Origin of the sequence: Microbacterium arborescens (assembly GCF_030369635.1) — a bacterium.
GTDB lineage: Bacteria > Actinomycetota > Actinomycetes > Actinomycetales > Microbacteriaceae > Microbacterium.
The window spans coordinates 3352408-3370341 of sequence record NZ_CP128474.1 but is presented as its reverse complement, the minus strand read 5'-3'; the positions used below and the strand labels follow the sequence as shown (position 1 = coordinate 3370341).

At 68.6% G+C, this 17934-nt stretch carries 16 protein-coding genes; 12 read left to right on the top strand and 4 right to left on the bottom strand.

The features are described 5' to 3' along the window. Positions 1–195: 195 nt before the first annotated feature. From yidD to QUC20_RS15895, 7 genes are all read left to right on the top strand, one after another. Positions 196–552 (top strand): membrane protein insertion efficiency factor YidD, encoded by a 357-nt coding sequence (yidD, locus tag QUC20_RS15925; RefSeq protein ID WP_289331540.1) that lies wholly within the window; start codon positions 196–198, stop codon positions 550–552. A 7-nt stretch (positions 553–559) separates the two neighbouring features. After that, positions 560–1648, top strand: coding sequence for a membrane protein insertase YidC (gene yidC, locus QUC20_RS15920; RefSeq protein ID WP_289331539.1), 1089 nt, complete (start codon positions 560–562; stop codon positions 1646–1648). Positions 1649–1694: 46 nt separating this feature from the next. Continuing rightward, positions 1695–2201 carry a Jag family protein gene (locus QUC20_RS15915; RefSeq protein ID WP_289330519.1) on the top strand — a complete coding sequence of 169 codons (507 nt, stop codon included), beginning with the start codon at positions 1695–1697 and terminating at the stop codon, positions 2199–2201. Then, the gene (gene rsmG / locus QUC20_RS15910; protein ID WP_289331538.1) at positions 2194–2841 is read left to right on the top strand and encodes a 16S rRNA (guanine(527)-N(7))-methyltransferase RsmG; all 648 of its coding nucleotides are present in this window, start codon (positions 2194–2196) and stop codon (positions 2839–2841) included. Before QUC20_RS15915 ends, rsmG begins: the two co-directional genes overlap by 8 nt. 126 nt (positions 2842–2967) lie before the next feature. Further along, complete coding sequence (locus tag QUC20_RS15905; RefSeq protein WP_120263928.1) at positions 2968–3897, top strand: ParA family protein; 930 nt, start codon at positions 2968–2970, stop codon at positions 3895–3897. After that, complete coding sequence (locus QUC20_RS15900) at positions 3897–4880, top strand: ParB/RepB/Spo0J family partition protein (RefSeq protein ID WP_120263929.1); 984 nt, start codon at positions 3897–3899, stop codon at positions 4878–4880. The genes QUC20_RS15905 and QUC20_RS15900 overlap by 1 nt, the downstream gene beginning before the upstream one ends. Positions 4881–4913: 33 nt before the next feature. Continuing rightward, a complete protein-coding gene (locus tag QUC20_RS15895) occupies positions 4914–5252 on the top strand; it encodes a tryptophan synthase subunit alpha (RefSeq protein ID WP_289330518.1) in 339 nt (112 codons plus the stop codon). An 85-nt stretch (positions 5253–5337) separates the two neighbouring features. Here QUC20_RS15895 and trxA read toward each other — a convergent pair whose 3' ends face one another. The 4 genes from trxA to QUC20_RS15875 form a co-directional block, all read right to left on the bottom strand. Continuing rightward, the gene (gene trxA, locus QUC20_RS15890; RefSeq protein ID WP_023953450.1) at positions 5338–5661 is read right to left on the bottom strand and encodes a thioredoxin; all 324 of its coding nucleotides are present in this window, start codon (positions 5659–5661) and stop codon (positions 5338–5340) included. Between the two features lie 61 nt (positions 5662–5722). After that, on the bottom strand, positions 5723–6736 hold the full coding sequence (gene trxB / locus QUC20_RS15885) for a thioredoxin-disulfide reductase (protein ID WP_289330517.1): 1014 nt from the start codon (positions 6734–6736) through the stop codon (positions 5723–5725). A gap of 104 nt (positions 6737–6840) precedes the next feature. Continuing rightward, positions 6841–8436 (bottom strand): murein biosynthesis integral membrane protein MurJ, encoded by a 1596-nt coding sequence (gene murJ / locus QUC20_RS15880; RefSeq protein ID WP_289330516.1) that lies wholly within the window; start codon positions 8434–8436, stop codon positions 6841–6843. Beyond that, positions 8433–10562, bottom strand: a complete 2130-nt coding sequence (locus QUC20_RS15875) for a DUF6049 family protein (RefSeq protein WP_289330515.1) — start codon at positions 10560–10562, stop codon at positions 8433–8435. The genes murJ and QUC20_RS15875 overlap by 4 nt, the downstream gene beginning before the upstream one ends. Before the next feature lie 127 nt (positions 10563–10689). On the opposite strand from QUC20_RS15875, the gene QUC20_RS15870 reads away from it, so the two are divergent. The 5 genes from QUC20_RS15870 to malQ all read left to right on the top strand — a co-directional run bounded on the left by QUC20_RS15870 (position 10690) and on the right by malQ (position 17906). Then, the gene (locus QUC20_RS15870; protein ID WP_289330514.1) at positions 10690–12207 is read left to right on the top strand and encodes a DUF7059 domain-containing protein; all 1518 of its coding nucleotides are present in this window, start codon (positions 10690–10692) and stop codon (positions 12205–12207) included. A gap of 56 nt (positions 12208–12263) precedes the next feature. Next, entirely contained in the window at positions 12264–13697 is a 1434-nt protein-coding gene (locus QUC20_RS15865) for a CCA tRNA nucleotidyltransferase (protein ID WP_289330513.1), read from the top strand. A gap of 78 nt (positions 13698–13775) precedes the next feature. Next, a complete protein-coding gene (locus QUC20_RS15860) occupies positions 13776–15104 on the top strand; it encodes a GAF domain-containing protein (RefSeq protein ID WP_289330512.1) in 1329 nt (442 codons plus the stop codon). A gap of 74 nt (positions 15105–15178) precedes the next feature. Further along, complete coding sequence (locus QUC20_RS15855; RefSeq protein WP_289330511.1) at positions 15179–15715, top strand: putative glycolipid-binding domain-containing protein; 537 nt, start codon at positions 15179–15181, stop codon at positions 15713–15715. 34 nt (positions 15716–15749) lie between these two features. Further along, positions 15750–17906, top strand: coding sequence for a 4-alpha-glucanotransferase (malQ, locus tag QUC20_RS15850; protein WP_289330510.1), 2157 nt, complete (start codon positions 15750–15752; stop codon positions 17904–17906). Positions 17907–17934: the final 28 nt, after the last annotated feature.

The window sequence follows — 17934 nt, the reverse complement described above, 5'->3', positions numbered from 1 at the left end:
CGTCAGCAAGCAAGTCGGATCAGCCGTCGTGCGCAACACAGTGCGCCGACGGCTGAAGGCCGTTTGCGCACTGGCTCTTCCCGACGTCCGCGAGGGCGCCGACATCGTCATCCGAGCTCTGCCGTCCGCGGCGCGCTCGGATTTCGCGGATCTGAAAGACGAGGTGGAGCGGTGTCTGCGACGACGTGCGGCGGTATGAGCTGGTCGACGCTGCCGGCCGCCTCCGTCGGTGAGGGCCGGCTGACCGCGGCATCCGTGGCCCGCGCAGTTCCCCTCGTTCCGCGCAATGCCGGCATCGCGCTGTTGCATGCCTATCGATCCGTGGTGTCGCCTCTGTACGGCGACGTCTGCAAGTACTACCCGAGCTGTTCCGCCTACGCGGTGGGAGCCGTGCAGCAGCACGGTCTCGTGAAGGGCTCCGCCCTGACCGCCGCTCGGCTCGCCCGATGCCACCCATGGGCCGCCGGAGGCGTCGATGACGTTCCCGCCCATCGGGACTTCCGCCACACCCTGACCAGGCACGGCTTCGTCGTGCCGCCGAGAAAGGACTGATCCCGTGCTGGATCTCTTCCTCGCCACGCCGACTCCCGTCGTGCCGACCCCGACGACTCCTCCTCCCGGTGGTGCTGACTTCTTCAGCACGATCATGTGGCCGTTCAAGTTCCTCGTCGAGGCGATCCTGGTCTTCTGGCATTGGGTTCTCACTGCAGTCGGCATGCCGGCGGCGGCGGGTGCGACTTGGGTGATGTCGATCATCGGCCTGGTTATCGTCGTGCGTTCCGCCCTGATCCCGCTGTTCGTGCGGCAGATCAAGAGCCAGCGCAAGATGATGGAGCTCGCGCCCGAGATGCGCAAGATCCAGGAGAAGTACCGCGGTAAGCGTGACCAGCTGTCGCGTGAAGCCATGAGTCGCGAGACCATGGCGCTGTACAAGAAACATGGCACGACTCCGGTGTCGAGCTGTCTTCCGCTCCTCGTGCAGATGCCCATCCTCCTCGGCATGTTCTACACGCTGAGTGACGTCAAGAAGCACGCCGAATGGGGCGTGGGTGGTGTCGGCCTGCTCAATGTCGACCTGACCAAGCAGTTCTACGACGCGCAGCTGTTCGATGTCGCACCGCTTCACACGAACATGATCGAGGCGATCAACCTCGGCCAGACCGCCACGGTCACGATCCTCGTGATCCTCGTCGTGCTGATGATCGCGTCGCAGTTCATCACCCAGCTGCAGATCATCTCGAAGAACCTGTCGCCCGAGGCCAAGACCGGCCAGGCGTACCAGATGCAGAAGATCATGCTCTACGTTCTGCCGCTGGCGTTCATCTTCTCGGGCGTCTTCTTCCCGCTCGGTGTCGTCATGTACTGGTTCACGTCGAACATCTGGACCATGGCGCAGCAGTTCATCGTCATCCGCAACCTGCCGACCCCCGGTTCGGAGGCGGCGAAGGCTCGCGAGGAGCGCCTCGCGCGCAAGGGCAAGGCGCTCGATTCGAAGGGCCGCGTCATCTCCATGGAGAAGTACGAGGCCGAGCAGAAGCGCCTTCTCGAGGAGGCCGAGCGTGCTCGTGCAGCCCAGCCGAAGCGCCAGCAGCCCATGAGCAAGCAGCGCGCGAAGAAGCAGACGAACAAGGACGGCTCGCAGGGCTGACCCTGCGAGAACCTGTCAGCGCACTGATCGAACCACGCGAGGAATCATGACGAACCCCACAGAGTCGACGACGGCCGAGCGCGCCGATGCCACGGTCGAAGAGCTCGAGCACGAGGGCGACATCGCCGCCGACTACATCGAGGGGCTGCTCGACATCGCCGATATCGACGGTGACCTCAACCTCGATGTGCGCGCGGGGCGTGCTTATGTGTCGGTCGAGGCCGATGACGCGAGTGCGCTGCGGGTGCTGTCGGACCCGGACGTCGTCCAGGCCGTCCAGGAGCTGACCCGGATCGCCGTCCAGACCAAGACCGGGCGCTTCTCTCGGCTCATCCTCGACATCGGGGGATCGCGCGACGCGCGTCGGCGCGAGCTCGAGCGCCTCGTCGACCGGGCGGTCGAGCGCCTCAACGATGGTGCATCCCAGGCATCCCTGCCCGCGATGTCGAGCTACGAGCGCAAGCTGGTTCACGATATCGCCTCTGAACGCGGGGTCGTGTCCGAGTCGTACGGCGAGGGTGCTGACCGTCATACCGTCATCCGTCATGGCTGATGTTTCACGTGAAACACCCGTGATCGAGTCGGAGCCGACGGGAGCGGTCGATGCTCTTTTCGGACCTCGCGCTGACCTGGCGCGCCAGTACGCGGCTTCTCTCGCCCAACACGGCGAGGAACGCGGCCTGATCGGCCCCCTTGAGCTGCCGCGTCTGTGGACGCGACACATTCTCAACTGCGCTGCTGCCGCGCCGCTGTTCTCTGGGCGAGTAGGCGACGTCGGTTCCGGCGCCGGCCTTCCGGGCCTGGTGCTCGCGATCGCGCGGCCGGATGTCGAGTGGGTCCTCATCGAGACCATGGAGCGTCGGGTTACCTGGTTGGCAGAGCAGGTCAGTGGATTGGGTCTGGCGAACGTCGAGATCGTGCGCTCCCGAGCGGAAGAGTGGAACGGCGCCGGGACTCTGGATGCCGTGACGGCGCGCGCCGTCAGTGCGCTGCGAACTCTCGTCCCCCTGACGGCGCCGCTCGTGCGAAGCGGAGGTGAGCTCATCCTCCTGAAGGGCGCAAATGCCGAGGCTGAGATCGCGGCGGCCGATAAGGTCATCCGTCGATTCCGATTGAACGATGTGCATGTCGAGACAGTGGGGGAGACCCTGCTGGCGGAACCAACGCGAGTCATCCGCGCCACTGTGGCGTGATGTTTCACGTGAAACGTCGGGCTGCGACACCAACCCCCGTTTCACGTGAAACATCACCCCATCCGTTTCACGTGAAACATCAGAGGGCGTCCGTAGAGTGAGATCACGAACCGAGGAGTTGAACGAATGGCAGAACCCGAGTCGGGCCGCGCGTCGTTGACGTTCGATTCTCCGCTGGCTCGCGAGTTGGCGGACCTGTCATCCCGTCGCCGCGCGCTCGACGCTGTGTCGATCGATTTCAGTGGCGACACCCGTGTCATGACGGTCTCCAACCAGAAGGGCGGAGTGGGTAAGACGACCACCGCGGTGAACCTGGCTGCATCCCTCGCTTCGCTGGGTGCACGCGTGCTCGTGATCGACCTCGATCCGCAAGGAAACGCCTCGACCGCGTTGGGCGTGCCCCACAGTGCGGATGTCCCGAGCGTGTACGACGTACTGATCGACCAGTTTCCACTGTCAGACATCGTCCAGGTGAGCCCGGAATCCCCTAATCTCCTCTGCGCTCCCAGCACCATCCATCTGGCTGGCGCCGAGATCGAGCTGGTATCTCAGGTCGCTCGCGAGCATCGCTTGCGAACGGCGGTCGAGGACTATCTCGCCTCGGTGGAGGAGCGCATCGATTTCGTGGTGATCGATTGCCCGCCGTCGCTGGGTCTTCTCACGATCAACGCCTTCACGGCTGCGCACGAACTATTGATCCCCATCCAGTGCGAGTACTACGCGCTCGAAGGGCTCAGCCAGCTGCTCGGCAGCGTGTCGATGATCCAGAAGCACCTGAACAGCCGGCTTCACCTCTCGACGATTCTCCTGACGATGTACGACGGACGTACCCGACTGGCGCAGCAGGTGGCGGAGGAGGTGCGGTCGCACTTCCCGAACGAGGTGCTCCGCACGGTGATCCCGCGCTCTGTGCGCGTGTCGGAAGCGCCGAGCTTCGGACAGACCGTGATCGCTTACGATGGGCAGTCGGCCGGCGCGGTGGCATACCGCGAGGCGGCCGTCGAGATCGCTCAGCGAGCTTCTGCGACGACACAAGGAAACAAGGGAGAAGCCTGATGGCCAAGCGCACCGGATTGGGTCGAGGGATCGGCGCACTCATCCCGACTTCTGAGGCGACGGAGGCTCGACCCGTCGACGTGTTCTTCCCGGGCGGCAGGAATGGTGCGGCCACGGTTGAGGCGCCCGCGTCGTCGGCGACAGAGCAGAGTGATGCCCCCGAGCTCGTCTCGATTCCCGGCGCAGCGCTGATCCAGGTCGACCCGAACGACATCGTTCCCAACCCCCGGCAGCCGCGTACGCACTTCGATAGCGACGACCTGGCGGAACTCGTGCACAGTGTGCGTGAGTTCGGGGTGCTGCAGCCCGTCGTCGTCCGCACGAACGAGGACGGCAAGTACGAGCTGATCATGGGGGAGCGGCGCACACGTGCCGCGCGTGAGGCCGGACTCACCGCTATTCCGGCGGTCCTGCGTGACACCTCCGACGAGAATCTCCTCCGAGATGCCCTCCTCGAGAACCTGCACCGATCGCAGCTGAACCCGCTCGAAGAGGCATCCGCCTACCAGCAGCTCCTCGAGGACTTCGGCATCACGCAGGAAGAGCTCGCTACGCGCATCGGACGCTCACGCCCGCAGATCAGCAACACGATCCGTCTGTTGCGGCTGCCGGTACCGGTGCAGCAACGCGTCGCGGCGGGTGTCCTCAGCGCCGGCCATGCGCGTGCGATCCTTTCGGTCGACGGCGCCGACGGTATGCAGCGCCTCGCGGACAAGATCGTCAACGAGGATCTGTCGGTCCGCGCTGCCGAGGCCGCGGCGAAGACCATCGAGGCTGCCGGTACCCGTCGCCCCGCCCCCAAGGCGGGGGGAGTGCGTGCGCACCTCGATGAGGTCGCGGGACGACTCGGCGACCGTCTCGATACCAAGGTGAAGATCTCGCTCGGGGCTCGCAAGGGACAGATCGTCGTCGACTTCGCGACGATCCAGGATCTGAACCGCATCCTCGCCGAGCTCGGTGAGGATGCATACGGAGCACGCTGACCCCGTGTCGGTGACGCGACGTAGGCTTGTTCGGTGACCGACGAGCAGAACCCCCGCCGAGCGAGCGTCGAGCTGCTGCGCGCGGAGGCAGCTGATGAGCTGTCAGTGCTCGTCGAGGAGCGGCTCCGGGCGGGTGAGGACCCGTGGGAGTTCATGGAGGAGCTGCCGTCCGTCGATGAACTGGTCGTGCTCATGCTCCGAGCCGAGGACATCGCCGCGTACGGCGGTGGGCGCCCGAGCTCGGCCCGCAACTACCGCGTGCTCCGACAGATCGCGATGGATCACCCGGAGTTGACGAGGGCGGTGTGGCGACTGCTCGGCAGCGAACCCCACAGGCGTTGGGATGCCGCGACACGCGCAGACGCCTCCTGAAGTTGAATAGTCCTCGTTCGAAGCACGAAAAAGCCCCGGTCAGATTAGATATCCGACCGGGGCTTCTGTGAGAGCGCCTGAGATCTCAGCCGATGTATGAGGCGAGGTCCTGCTCGAGTGCGAACTTCGGCTTCGCGCCGATGATCGTCTTCTCGACCTCGCCCTTGTTGAAGACCTTCATCGCCGGGATGGAGGTGATCTGGTACTGCATGGCGAGATTGGGGTTCTCGTCGACGTTCAGCTTGAGCACCGTGATCTTCTCGGGGTGCTCAGTGGCGATCTCGTCGAGGATGGGGCCGACCATGCGGCAGGGACCGCACCACGCGGCCCAGAAGTCGACGAGGACGGGTCCATCGGCGTCGAGGACGTCCTGCTGCCAGGTGCTCTCGGTCGTGGCCTTGGCGGTCATGGTGATCTCCTTCGAAAGGGTGTCGCGTACGTCAACGACGTACGCGGGCGAATTGTTCCTGTCAGACCGTCTCGGTCTCGGCGACGAGCGACTCGAGGCCCTCGTCGGGGCGGCCGCGCAGCGGTGAGCTGTCGGCGGCGGGCTCGGACGCCTCACCGAGGGCGGCGAGGTAGTGCTCGACGTCGAGAGCCGCGACCGTTCCACTGCCCGCGGCGGTGACCGCCTGGCGGTAGGTCGGGTCGATGACGTCACCGGCGGCGAAAACACCCGCGACCGAGGTGCGCGACGAGCGGCCGTCGACCCACACGGTGCCGTGCTCGGTCAAGTCGAGCGATCCGTGGACCAGGTGTGTCCGGGGGTCGTATCCGATCGCGACGAAGATGCCGTCGAGGGCGAGCTCGCGGGTCGAGCCGTCGACCGTGTCGCGCAGAACGACGCCCGTGACGGCATCCTCGCCCAGGATGTCGGCGACCTCGGAGTTCCAGATGAACTCGATCTTGTCGTTGTTCATGGCGCGGTTCTGCATGATCTTCGAGGCGCGCAGCTCGTCACGGCGGTGGATGACGTAGACCTTCGAGGCGAACTTCGTCAGGAACGTCGCCTCTTCCATGGCCGAGTCGCCGCCGCCGACGACGGCGATCGTGCGCTCGCGGAAGAAGAAGCCGTCGCACGTGGCGCAATACGACACGCCTCGACCCGACAGGCGGCTCTCGCCCTCGATGCCGATCTTGCGTGGGGCGGAACCGGTCGCGAAGACCAGGCTGTCGGCCTCGTGGGTGGCGCCGCTTCCGAGCGTGACCTTCTTGACGGGGCCGTCGATGTCGAGCTCGACGACGTCGTCGTACAGGACCTCGGTGCCGAACTTCTCGGCCTGCTCCTGCATCTTGGTCATGAGGTCGGGCCCCATGATGCCTTCGGGGAAGCCGGGGAAGTTCTCGACCTCGGTGGTGTTCATCAGCTCGCCGCCCGCTTCGACCGAGCTCGCGATCAGCAGCGGCTTCAGGTTCGCGCGCGCCGCGTAGATGGCGGCGGTGTAGCCGGCGGGGCCGGATCCGATGATGATGACCTGTCGCACGTCGACATCCCTTTCTGGGGTCTGGAATCCGCGTCGCGGATACCCCGACACGTCCAACCCATGGTAGCCGCGGGGCATTCCCCCGCGGCCGTGGCGGAGGGGTGTCAGCGACCGAGGATGCGCCGCACCGTCCGCACCGCGGTGCCGAGCTCCGGTGCGCGCAGGACGGCGAGAAGGCCGACATACACCACGAGGGTCGTCAGGCCGATGACAGCGCCGCCCAGAAGTGCGCCGATGTAGCCGCCGGCCACCCAGCCCGCGCTGCCGCCGAGCGATGCGAAGACGAGCCAGCCGACCATCGCGGCCGGGATTCCGGCGACGACGAAGCGGATGACCGCGCGGACCGCACCACCCAGGCCCAGCGGCCCGATCTTGCGGCGCAACAGGATGACGGCGAGAGCGAGCTGCACGACGTTGGCGAGCGACTGTCCGAGGGCGATGCCGACCGCGAGGTGCTCGAGCGGCAGGAAGGCCGCAGCGATGAGTGCCGTCACGATGACCAGCACCGCCTGGGCAAGGGTGAAGAAGAACGGTGTGCGGGTGTCCTGATAGGCGTAGAACGTCCGCTGAAGCACGAACTGGAACGACAGGGGGAGGAGGGCCACCAGATACGCCGCGAGCACCCAGGCGAAGGCCTGGGCGGCATCGGGCGTCTTCGTGAAGACGCGGGAGATCGGCACGATCGCCGCCACGATCGCCGCGAGCGCGCCGACCATGAAGATCCCGATGGTGCGAGTCGCCGAATCCAGGTCGGCACGCAGCGCGTCGGGCCGACCTGCCGACACGTGTTCGCTGAGCCGGGTGAAGTACGGCGTGCCGATCGACAGCACGATCACCGAGAACGGCAGCATGAAGACGAGCCAGGCGTACGACAGGACGGCGATCGATGGGGCGCTGGATGACGCCGAGCCCACGATGTTGGTCTGGATGAGTCCTGCGACCTGCCCGACGACGACCATCAGGAAGGTCCAGCCCGCCAGCCGGCCGATGTGCCGCAGGCCGATGCCGCGCCACTGGAAGTCCGGGCGGACACGAAGCCCGGCCCGGCGCCAGAACAGCAGTAGCACGAGGGCTTGGAAGACGATGCCGAGGGTCGCCGTACCGCCCATGATGGCGACCATCGTCGGCGTCCATCCGACCGCGTCCTCGCGGACGCCGAACATCCAGATGAAGACCAGGAACCCGGTGATGGAGACGACGTTGTTGATGATCGGCGACCACGCGAAGGGGCCGAACACGCGACGGGCGTTCAGGATCTCGCCGAGCAGCGCGTACAGGCCGTAGAAAAGCAGCTGGGGGAGGCACCAGTAGGCGAAAGCCAGCGCCAGCGCCTGGGTCTCGGGTGCCAGCTTGCCGCCGTAGGCGATCACCAGCAGCGGGGCGGTGATGACCGCCACCGCGGTCGTCACCGCCAGGGCGATCACCCCGAGCGTCAGCAGCTTCGACACGAAGGCGCTGCCGCCGTCGCGGTGCTTGGCCGCCTGGATGATCTGGGGAACGATCACGCCGGCGAGCAGACCCGACGAGATGATCGCGTAGATGTTGTTCGGCAGCTGCGTGGCGAGCGTGAAAGCGTCCGCCGCGCCTGCGCCCACTGTTCCGAGCGCTGCAGCGAGCACGATATTGCGCACGAGACCCGTGACCCGGGAGACGAGTGTTCCCGCGGCGACGACCGCTCCTGCCCGGCCGATTCCGCTCACTCGGTGCTCTCCTGCTGTTCGGGGGTGTCCTGCTGTTCAGCTGCGTTCTCGTTCCGGCGCCGCCGGAGCTTCAGGACCGTGCGGATCACGCCGCCCGCGAAGAGGACGACGACGATCACGATGATGGCCGTGATGCCGACCGATTCCCACTCGGCGCGCACCGTGAGACCGATGGCTTCCGATGCGCCGATCGGCACGGCGGCGGTGCTGCGCAACTGCAGGCTGAGGGTGGTGTCTCCGCTTCCGACGCGTGCCTCGACCGGCACGTCGACACGGGTGTTCTGCTGCGCCCCCGCTTCGACGACGGTCGCCTTCTGCACGATGAGTCGGGGGTCGCCGGTCTCGGCGAAGAGCACGAGCGAGACCGGCCAGGGCAGGTCGTTCCGAACGGTGACCGGGATGGGCGCACTCGTGGCGAGGAAGTTGATGGTGCCGGGATTGGCGATACCGACGGCATCCAGCGTGCTCTCGGTGTTCTGCTCGTGCTGCGCCACGGCGGTCGCCCACGCGGTCGGGTCATTCAGCCAGCCGTCGCCGATCAGCTGCAGGATGGCGGTGCGTTCGCGTGCCGTCAGCTGCGTGGGCTCGACTAACGCCGTGGCGAAGGTCGCGAGCCGTTCCTCGTCGGCGAGGAAGCGTTGGAGGGCCGCGACGCGGTCGGCGGCGGCGGGGATGTCGGCGACGGTGACCTGAGCCGGCGCTGCCGCACGAAGGGCTAGCAGCGACGTCGGGGTCGCCCCCGCGCTGCCGGTGACGGCGGAGATCGCCGCCCTGATGCTGGTGCGCGAGCTCGCCGCCGGCCGATCGATGGTCGTGACGATCGGGGTCTCGCCGCTGAGGGCGACCTGCGCGGTGGCTGCCGCGAGTTCGGCGCTGCGAACCGGTGCGTCGTCCGAGGCGGCGGCGACGCGTGCGAGCTCGGCCGAGACGAGGTTGTCGTAGACCAGCAGATCGGCGTCGCCCGCCGCGGCGCGAACGCCGCCATCGCCGGCAACGGTGTCGGACGGCACGAGGGTGAGCACGTCGGCGTCTGCGTCGGCCTGGGCGTCGAGCGTCGTGACGACATCCGGTCCGGCGGTGCCACCGGCCGGCCAGAACACGTCGCGGACGGTGTTCGCCGCGGTTCCGACGGCGAGCAGCTGCCGCAGGTCGGGCACGGCAGCGGGGGTGGTCGAACCTGCGGAGGCGCTGAAGTCGGCCGGGTCGGCGTACGGGGCGAGGGTTGTGGGCTCGAGCGGCGCCGTCAGGCCGGCGTGGACCTGGGTCGCGAGGTCGGCGTCACCGAACTGCAGGGCGAAGCGCTCGTTGGGGAGAGACATGAGGCTCGTGAGCCAGCCGGTGGCGCTCGCGGGGGCGCTCGATCCCAGAACCCGGATCGAGGCGACGATCGCCGGGTCGACAGCGAGGACGGCAGGAGTGCCGGTCACGGCATCGAGAACAGCACTGAGCGCACCGTTCTCGGCGGTGAGCTCGGAGAGCTCCGCGGCCGTGAGCATGCCCGACGTGCGGGCGCCCGCGGTGACGGGGACGATGACGGTGACCGAGCGCGGCGGTGCGTCGGTGCGGGGCACGGTGATGACCGTGCGCGCCGACCCGCCGGGACCGGAGGCCACGACGGGGTAGACGCCGGGGGCGAGGCCGACGAGGTCCTTCTCGGTCGCTGAGATCGACACATTCGTGGCGCGCTCGTCGCCGGCCGCGAGCTCGGTGACATCGGTGCTGGCGACCTCTTCGAAGACCGGCAGTGTCTCGTCGGCGTCCTCGGCGGGGCGCAACCAGTCGACGACCGCCTGCGGCGATGTCAGCGCAGAGCGCGACAGTGACACCGACACGGTGCCGGCGGGCAGTGCGCGCGGTGAACCGTTCCGCTGATCCACCGAGATCACCGCGTCGCTGCCGTTCGCGACGAGCCCGCCGCTCGCGGGAGCGGCGATGAGCGTGGCCACCCCGGGGGCGCCGGGCGTCGGACTGGCACTCGGTGTCGGGCTCGGCGACGTCTCGGCGACGGCGGCGGCGGGAGAGGCGAGCGGGGCGATGACGATCGCGGCAGCGGCGAGCCAGCCGAGTACGCGGGCACCGCGACGGCCGCGACGGGCGCGGGCGGTGGCAGGGGAAATGTCGGTCATGGCGGCTCTCGACCCGCTGCGATACCCGATCGCAGGGTCGCACAGAGTCTAGAGTGGCCGCCCTGTGCGTCATCCGAGGCGGGCCGGGCCTCGGGCTATTCGCGCATACGCACGGTTGAATGGGGGAGTGACTCTTCACCCCGACGCCGACCGCTGCACGGCGCTCCGTACCGATCTGGATGCCGCGGGCTATCGCGCCGACGCCGTGCGCGAGCTCTGGGGCTCGATGGTCGAGACGGCGGTGGGTCACGGCCTCACCGAGCCCGCCCGTCGCGTGCTGGCCGGGCGAACCGACGCCCTCGCTGTGCTGGCGGGCCTGCTGTTCCTGGGTGGTCCGGCGCCGCGTGAGTCGGTCGACGCCGCGTTGCCGTCGCTCGGAGCAGCGGGCCTGATCGAGCTCGGGCTCGCGCACGTCGACGGCCACCTCGTCGTGCCCGACGCGCTCGTGCGTCCGCAGGACATCTCGGATGCCGCGGGCGAGGGGCACTGGTGGATCGCGAGCGACCTCGACGAGGCCGCGGTGGGCGGCCCGTTGCCCACCGGTCACGTCCTCGGGGTGGGCGGTGCCTCACTGACGCTTGCGGGATTGCAGCTCACGTCGCGAGTGGGACGCGTGCTCGATATCGGCACAGGGTGCGGCATCCAGGCTCTTCGAGCCCGCCGAACGGGCGACAGCGTCGTGGCGACGGACGTGTCGGAGCGTGCTCTCGCCTTCACGCGCCTGAACGCGCTGCTCAACGCCGTCGACGGCATCGAGACGCGTGCCGGCAGCCTGTTCGAGCCGGTGGTGGGCGAGCAGTTCGAGCGTGTCGTCTCGAACCCGCCGTTCGTCATCACGCCGCGCGTAGAGGGTGTGCCCGCGTACGAGTACCGCGACGGCGGGATGTCGGGCGATGACCTCGTCGCCGCGTTCGTGCGCGAGGTCGGGTCGGTGCTCGCTCCGGGCGGAGTCGCGCAGCTGCTCGGCAATTGGGAGTACCGCGCCGGTGAGGACGGTCTCGACCGGGTGCGCTCGTGGGTGTCGGAGTCTTCCGTCGTCCTGGATGCGTGGGTCGTCGAGCGCGAGCAGCTCGATCCGCTCGCCTATGCCGAACTCTGGGTCCGCGATGGCGGCACCGCGCCCGGCTCACCCGCATACGCCCCGCTCGTGCAGGCGTGGCTCGACGACTTCGCCGCGCGCGGGGTCACCGCCATCGGGTTCGGGTACATCACGCTGCACCGCCCGACGGTCATCCCGACGCTCGCCCGCTACGAGCGCATCTCCGGCAGCATCCCGGGCGCTCTCGGTCCCCACATCGGTGCGTCTCTCGACGCCTGGCAGCGGCTCTCGAGCATGACCGACGCCGACCTGGATGCCGCGGTGCTGCGCGTCGCGCCGGATGTGACCGAAGCGCGCCACCACGTACCCGGAGCCGAAGACCCGCAGGTCATCGAACTGCGCCAGGGGGCGGGCTTCGGTCGCGTGCTCGACGTCGATCCGGCGCTCGCTGCCCTCGTCGGGGCCAGCGACGGCGACCTGCCGGTCCGCGTGCTGGTCGCTGCGATCGCGGACCTGCTCGAGGTCGATGCCGCCGCGCTCCGCGCCGACCTGCTGCCCCGCGTGCGCGAGCTGCTGTTCACGGGCTTCCTGCGTTTCGCCGACTGATCGCGAGCTGATCGCCGGCTCGGGAGCGCCGGGGGAGGGCCGGTAGGCTCGGAGTCATGCTGAACATGGCCGAGGGTGTCGCGCGCCTGCGCGCCCTGGCAGCATCTCCCGTCGTCTCGGCGCTGGCCGACGCGTTCGAGCGCGCCGGCTTCGAGCTGGCGATCGTCGGCGGTCCCGTGCGAGATGCACTGCTCGGACGCGCGACGAACGATCTCGACTTCACCACGAACGCCCGACCCGACGACATCCTGCGCGTCGTCGAGCCTCTCGCCACCGCGACATGGGACATCGGTCGTGCGTTCGGGACGATCGGCGCGAAGGTGCGCGGCGAGCAGATCGAGATCACGACGTACCGTGCCGACAGTTACGACGGTGTGACCCGCAAGCCCACGGTCGAGTTCGGCGACACCCTCGAGCAGGATCTCGCGCGGCGCGACTTCACCGTCAACGCCATGGCGCTGCGCGTGCCGGGACCCTCGCTCGTCGACCCGAACGGCGGGGTCGAGGACCTCGTCGCCACGACGCTGCGCACACCGAGTGATCCCGCCGTGAGTTTCGGCGACGATCCGCTCCGGATGCTGCGGGCCGCGCGCTTCGCGTCCCAGCTCGGGTTCTCGGTCGATCCCGCCACCGAACAGGCGATGACCGACCTGCGCGAGACGCTCTCGATCGTGAGCCCGGAGCGCGTGCAGGGCGAGCTTGTGAAGCTGTTGCGCACCGACGACCCTGCCCGCGGCATCCGGCTGCTCGTCGACACCGGCCTCATGCAACTCGTGCTGCCCGAGGTTCCGGCGCTGCGGCTCGAGATCGACGAGCACCACCACCACAAGGATGTCTACGAGCACTCTCTGACGGTGCTGCGTCAGGCCATCGAGCTCGAGTATGAACGGAATCCCGATGCAGCGCCGGATGTCGTGCTGCGACTGGCCGCGTTGCTGCACGACATCGGCAAGCCCGCGACGCGCAAACTCGAGCCCGGCGGGGGTGTGAGCTTCCACCACCACGACATCAAGGGCTCTCGGATGGCGCGCAAGCGCCTGCAGGCCCTCCGCTTCGACTCCGACACGATCTCGTCGGTGAGTCGCCTGGTCGAACTGCACCTGCGGTTCTTCGGCTACTCGGAGGGGGCGTGGACCGATTCGGCCGTCCGACGCTACGTCCGTGACGCGGGGGATGAGCTCGAGCGACTGCACATCCTCACCCGCGCCGACGTCACGACGCGGAACAAGCGCAAGGCGGCTCGCCTGAAGTCGGCGTACGACGACATCGAGAGGCGCATCGACGAGCTGGCGGCCGCCGAAGAGCTCGGCGCCATGCGCCCGGAGCTCGACGGCAACCGCATCCAGGAGGTCCTCGGCATCCGACCCGGCCGTGAGGTGGGCGAGGCGTACCGGTATCTGCTCGACATCCGTCTCGACGAGGGGATGATCGGCGAGGAGGCCGCGGAGCAGCGGCTGCGCGAGTGGTGGTCGGCGCGCTCGGACGGCTGACGACCACGCGAGCTCTACCGCGATGAGCCCGCCCGGCTTAGGCTGAGGGCGCTCCTTCACCGCCGATCGGAGTCGCCCGTGTCCTCGTCGTGGTCTGCGCAGTGGGATGTCGCTCCCGAGTCGTCCCGTCTGCTCATCGAGCGTGCACACGACGAGCTGCTGGCCGGTACCGATGCCGAGCGTCGTCTGAACGATGTCCGGTCGCTCGTCCGAGAATCGTGGCGCCGATCGATGGCGAACCTCGTCGGCGCCGAGGCGCTGCCGCCACTGGAGTTCGACGAACGCGCGCTCGCGGCGTACCGCAGCGCTCACCCGCTCGCCGGGGTCATGGACATGGTCCGCGCCCTGCTCGTGCCGAGCGCCGACTCCGGCGTGGTCGTCGCCGTCGGGGATGCGGCTGGCCGATTGCTCTGGGTCGAGGGCGACACCAGCGTGCGGACGCTCACGGGCGACGTGGGGTTCGTCGCGGGGGCGAACTGGTCGGAGTCTGCGGTGGGCACCTCGGCGCCGGGCACAGCACTGCAACTCGGCCGGTCGGTGCAGATCCGCGGCGCGGAGCACTTCAATCGCCTGGTGCAGCCCTGGTCGTGCACGGCGGCACCCGTGCACGACCCCGAGACCCATCGGCTGCTCGGCGTCATCGATGTGACGGGCCGTGCGGAGGCAGCGACCCCCCAGGCGAGGCTTCTCGTCGACGCGACCGCGCGTGCGATCGAGAGTGAGGTGCTGGTCGCTCGGTTGCGCTCCCGGGCGGACCGGCCGCGCGGCTTCGTCCGATCACGGAACCGCGTCGGTTCCGCCCCGACAGCGTCGACGCTGCGGGTACTGGGGCGCGATCGTGCTCTCCTCGAGATCGCCGGACCCGACGGTGAGCGCATCGTCGAGGTGTCTGCCCGTCACGCCGACATCCTGCTGATGCTCGCGACGCACCGCCAAGGCCTGTCGGCGGAACGTCTGGCCGAACTGGTCTACGGCCCCGATGCCACCGACACGCTTCGCCCCGAGATGGTGCGGTTGCGGCGGATGCTCGAACGAACCGCGCCGCACCTCGTTCCCCTGTCGCGTCCGTACCGGCTGCCGACGGAGCTCGAGACCGACGCGCAGCAGGTGGCCTCGCTGCTCGACCGCGGGGCGCACCGTGTGGCACTCGCCGCCTACTCGGGCCCGGTGCTGCCGGACTCATGCGCCCCGGGAACCGAGGAGGTCCGCGATCGGCTGCGGGGTTCGCTGCGCGAAGCCCTTCTGGCCGAGGCCTCGGTCGAGGTGCTGCTCGCTTACGTCGAGACCGATGAGGGAACCGGAGACGCGGAGGTTCTGCGGCTGTGCCTGCGACTGCTGCCGGCACGCTCGCCGAAACGGGCGGGCATCGTCGCACGGCTGACCGCGCTCGGCAACCCCGACGAATGACCATTCCGTCGGCGCGGACCCGCTGACAGGATGGCGACGCGATGTTGCACGTGAAACATCGAGAGGATGGGAGCATGAGGACGACGCGAATCTCGTGGACCGGCGTCGGGTCGGCGGAGACGGTCGAGAGGTGCACGACGGAGTATTCCGATGACGGCATCCGCATCGTCGGCGAGGTCGACGGCGGCGAGCAGGCCTGCCGCTACGCGGTGCGGCTCGCTCCGGACGGAGGCTTCCACCACGCGACCATCGAGGTGGGCGAGCGGGTGACGCATATCGAGAACACCGACGGAGCATGGACGGTCGATGGCGCCGCACGCCCCGACCTCGCGGGCGCGACGGACCTCGACATCACCGTCACGCCCGCCACCAACGCCCTTCCGATTCGCCGTCTACGACTGGCCGTCGGCAGCCACGCGGATGTCGTGGTGGCCTGGGCGCACGTGCCGTCCCTCGAGGTTCAGCTCAGCCGACAGCGGTACACGCGGGTCGGACCGCGCGCATACTGCTTCGAATCACGTGACCACAACTTCCGCCGCACGCTCACCGTCGACGACGACGGCTTCGTGCTGAGTTACCCCGGGCTGTTCGAGCGCGTGACGGGGTCGTGACCGCGCAGGCGCTCACTGAGACGAGGAGATGCTGATGAGTCGAGACAGCACAGTGGGCGTCGTTCCCGACGCGACGCTCGGATCGCTCGCCGAGGCGTACGGCGTCGCGACCGAGTACTGGTCATTCTCGGGGGAGCATGTGCGCGTGCCCGCCACCACGCTGCGCGCCGTCCTCGCGGCGATGGGCGTCGATGCATCCGACGATGAAGCGGTCGAGCATGCGCTCGCCGAACGGACAGCCGAGCCGTGGCGGCGACTCGTGGCCCCGTCGACCGTCGTTCGGCAGAGTTCGGGGGAGATCGAGGTGCACGTCGCCGACGGCTCCGATGTCGAGGTCGCGCTCGTTCTGGAGGACGGGTCGATCCGAGCCTTGCCCATTCCCGTGCAACAGCCCGTCGCCCGTACGATCGACGGGCAGACGCGTTGGCGGGTACGGGTTCCGGTACCCGAAGACGTGCCGCTGGGCTGGCACACGGTGGAGGCGCGGCAGTACGGCGGAGGAGGCGATCTCCTCGGAAGCGGAGCGCTCATCGTCGCGCCGCAGCGCCTGCCGCTTCCATCGGCTGAGGCTGGACGGCGGTCATGGGGTCTCATGGCTCAGCTGTACTCGGTGCGTTCGCGTCGGTCGTGGGGCATGGGCGACTTCGCTGACCTTGCGGACCTCGCCGCGATCGCGGGCGAATCGGGCGCGGACTACCTGCTGATCAATCCGGTGCACGCAGCGGATGTCACGACTCCGATCGAGCCGTCGCCGTACCTGCCCTCCTCACGGCGTTTCCTCGCACCGCTGTACATCCGGCCCGAGCTCATTCCTGAAGCGGCATACCTCTCCGAGGAAGCGGACGATCGGTTCGACCAACTGCGTCGCACCGCGGCGTCTGCGAACGAGAACGCGGAGACCATCGATCGCGACTCCGTCTGGCGCGCGAAGCGCGAGGCGCTCGCGCTCATCCACGCCGTCGACCTCTCGCCCGCCCGGCGCGCTCAGCGCGACGCCTTCGCCCGGCGCGAAGGGACTGCCCTCGCCGACTTCGCCCTGTGGTGCGCGGTGCGGGAGCACGAGGCTGAGACGGGCGACACGGTCCCGGACGGGATCGCGATCGACGACCCCGAGATCGACAGGCTTCGCGAGCGACTGTCGGACCGCATCGCGTTCCACATCTGGTTGCAGTGGGTCGTCGACGAGCAGCTCGCGGATGCTGCTGCCGCAGCGGCGGCGTCCGGGATGCGGATCGGGATCATGCACGACCTCGCGGTCGGCGTCTCGACGGCCGGTTCGGACGCGTGGTCGCTGGGCGAGCTGTACGCGCCGGGCGTCGTCGTGGGCGCACCACCCGACATGTACAACCAGCAGGGTCAGAACTGGAATCAGCCTCCCTGGTTGCCGCGAGCTCTTGCCGATCATGCCTATGCGCCGCTGCGCGACATGCTCCGGTCGCTGCTGCGCCACGCGGGCGCGTTGCGCATCGACCACATTCTCGGCTTCTTCCGGCTGTGGTGGATCCCCCAGGGACTCGGGCCGGGGGAGGGCACGTACGTCCGCTACGACCACGAGGCGATGATCGGAGTGCTCGCACTCGAGGCCGCCCGTGCCGGTGCGGTGATCATCGGAGAGGACCTGGGGCTCGTGGAGCCCTGGGTGCGCGACTACCTCGCCGAGCGCGGCATCCTCGGCACCTCGGTGCTGTGGTTCGAAAGCAGCGACGACGGCGGTCCCCTCGACCCCGAGCGTTACCGCACCGACGTGCTCGCCACGGTCAACACGCACGATCTGCCGCCGACGGCCGGGTACCTCGAAGGCGAGCACGTCGCGCTGCGAGCTCGCCTCGGTCTGCTGACCAGATCCGTCGACGACGAGCGCGCCGACTTCGAGCGCGAGCGCGACCGGATGCTGGCGGAGCTGCGATCGCGCGGACTGATCGGCGACGGGGCGAGCGTTCAGGATGTCATCGAGGCCCTGCACGTCTTCCTCGCCGCATCTCCGTCGCGTCTGCTCGGCGTCTCGCTCGTCGACGCCGTCGGCGAGAAGCGCGTGCAGAATCAGCCCGGCACCGACGACGAGTACCCGAATTGGCAGGTGCCGCTCGCGGATGCGGACGGCCATGCGGTGATGCTCGACGACCTCGCATCGCTCCCGCAATACCGCTCGCTGGTCGACGCACTCGAGAGGGCGCTGCGCGGCACCCCGTAGAGGTCACGCGCCGGGCTTGTCAACCCGC